The sequence below is a fragment of the Saccharopolyspora sp. NPDC000995 genome (assembly GCF_053599315.1).
In genome coordinates, this window is sequence record NZ_JBSFLZ010000286.1 from 1 (window position 1) to 2,311 (window position 2,311).

A 2,311-nucleotide genomic window follows, 5' to 3' on the forward strand; every position below is an offset into this window, starting at 1 on the left:
CAGTACTGTGCCCGTCCTTATCCACCCGGGAAACCCGGAACGTCACCGGCACGAACACCGCCTGCGCACCCGCATAATCACTGTCCCCACCCGGCCTCGCACGCTCCGGCAACGCGATACGCACCGACTGGCTGTGCGTATCGGTGCGGCTGGTTGCGTGACTAGACGCCAAACCGGTCGGCAGGTCGAAAGCACCCAACGCGAAAAGACCCGGCACCGCAGGCATAAAGAACAACTGCCGGAAACGCGGCCGATGACGCGACCCACCCGCCGCCCCCGCCTTATGATCCGCCGCCCAGGCCGCCGAATGCCCGGAAGCATCCCCCTCCACCGCTTCGCTGCCCCGCACATCGAACTCGGCCTGCACCCGCACCGCCACACCACCGACCTCAAACTCCCTCCCCTCACCACGCAAACTGCGGACCTCATTGAGCACCGCGAACTCCACCTCATCAAGACCCACCGGATCACTACCCTCACCCACCACCCCCTTCACAGCCTCGACCACCCGACCCGCCCCCACCGTCTGAGCAACCTGCCGCCCCGCACTCAACGAATCACGACCCCGCACACGACCAGCAACCCCCAACCCCGAACTGTCCCGGCCGGCCTCAACACCACCAACCCGCACCTGAGAATCCGCCGGCTGGTTTGGCGGCTCGCTGTCGTTGGACGGATCGATAGGCCCATCGATACGATCCGATCCACCCGCCAGCCCGGTCAGGTTGGTCCCGGTTCGATCGCTGCGCCCGATTCGATCAGCAGGATCCACCAGGCGGCTACCATCAACATCCGAACTGGACGAGTCCGAAATCGACCGGGCACCACCGCCAGCGGAATAACCCTGATCCGATCCCACACCAGGCCAAGCCTTACGACGAGACGCACCATTCTCACGGGCGGATGTGGGTCCCTCCCCCTTTTCGGCCGCTTTCTTGGTTTCCACAGCTTCACTTGAAACAGGGCGCTCGCCCCGGAACCTCTCCTGCTCTGGCCGCACCACCACGTCGGGAGCATCCCTATCCGATACCGTCTGCTCGACCGAATCACCTTCGGCCCGCGGCCCCTCCACCACACCGGCAACCACACCACCCTGATCCCGCGAAGCAACGTCGCCCCCCGCCAAACCAGCACCACCGTCCACACCAGACACCACAGGACGCGATGGGCCCCCGGACGGCTCCCCGTCTTCGCTCAAACGACGAAGCCGCTCCAGCAACTCTTTCCGCTCGGCCTCATCGAAGTCGCTCTTCGCGTCATCGATCGCCGCATCACGCGACACATGCGCATCGTCAGTGGATGTGGCAGGGCTGGGCTCTGCGTCCCACGCAGAAGCCCTCGGCCCGTCGTCTTGACTAGCCGGTACTTCGCCACCGTCACCTAACGACGCGACACCATCACCATCGGCAAAGGCGATACTGGACAACCACGAGTCGAACCCGCCCTCGGACTCCGGACCCCGGGGCCCGAACGTCCCCGCATCCCAGCCACCACCGTCGGCCGACCCGACACCGCCATCACTCACGAAATCGCTATCGGCCCGCCACGAACCGGCTCCGCCCTCGGACTCCGGACTCCGGGGCCCGAACGTCCCCGCATCCCCGCCACCGCTCCCGGTATCACCCACCACATCCTCGGTGGGCTCCGACCGCGTAGCCCCCACGGTCTCCGACCCCGCAAAACCATCGGACTGCAACAGCCCGTCCCCACCCGGCTCCGGCCCCGCACCCGCACTTATGTGCGCCAGCCGACTCATTTGGCGCTGCAGCTCTACACGCAATCGAACCGCAGCAGCTCGATCATCGGGGGACGTCAGGTGCTGATGCGCCATCAGCACCCGGGCCGTCTGGTACTCCCGAAGCGTCGGACCCAAAATACTGTCCGCGCGCGCAAACGCCTCGTCCCGTCTGATCGAATCAGCCGCCGCCAACTCACTCAGCGCAACCCTGTAGGACTCCTGCAACGGATCAGGGTTCGGTTCACTGCCCACGTTGGACGCGGATACTCGTTCCTCAGACCGACCGGTGTGGTCCGAACTTTCAGTGCGCTCGCCAGGGCCTGGCTCGGCATCCCGCCCAGGAGCCCTCGGCCCGTCGTCTTGACCAGCCGGTACTTCGCCATCGTCGCCACCCAACGACCCGGCACCATCACCACTGACAGAATCGCCATCGCCCAGCCCCGAATCGACCCCATCCCCGGACTCCGGACTCCGGACTCCGAACGTCCCCAAATCCCAACCACCACCGTCCAACGACCGCGCACCATCACCACTAACAGAACCGCCATCGCCCAGCCCCGAACCAACCCCATC

Annotated in this window: 1 protein-coding gene; it reads right to left on the reverse strand. The window is 65.8% G+C overall.

Translation table 11 applies throughout. From position 1 onward, the window contains the following. The coding region (locus tag ACWDKQ_RS35805; RefSeq protein ID WP_450143178.1) for a hypothetical protein at positions 1–1,282 on the reverse strand (1,282 nt) is incomplete at its 3' end. Positions 1,283–2,311: the final 1,029 nt, after the last annotated feature.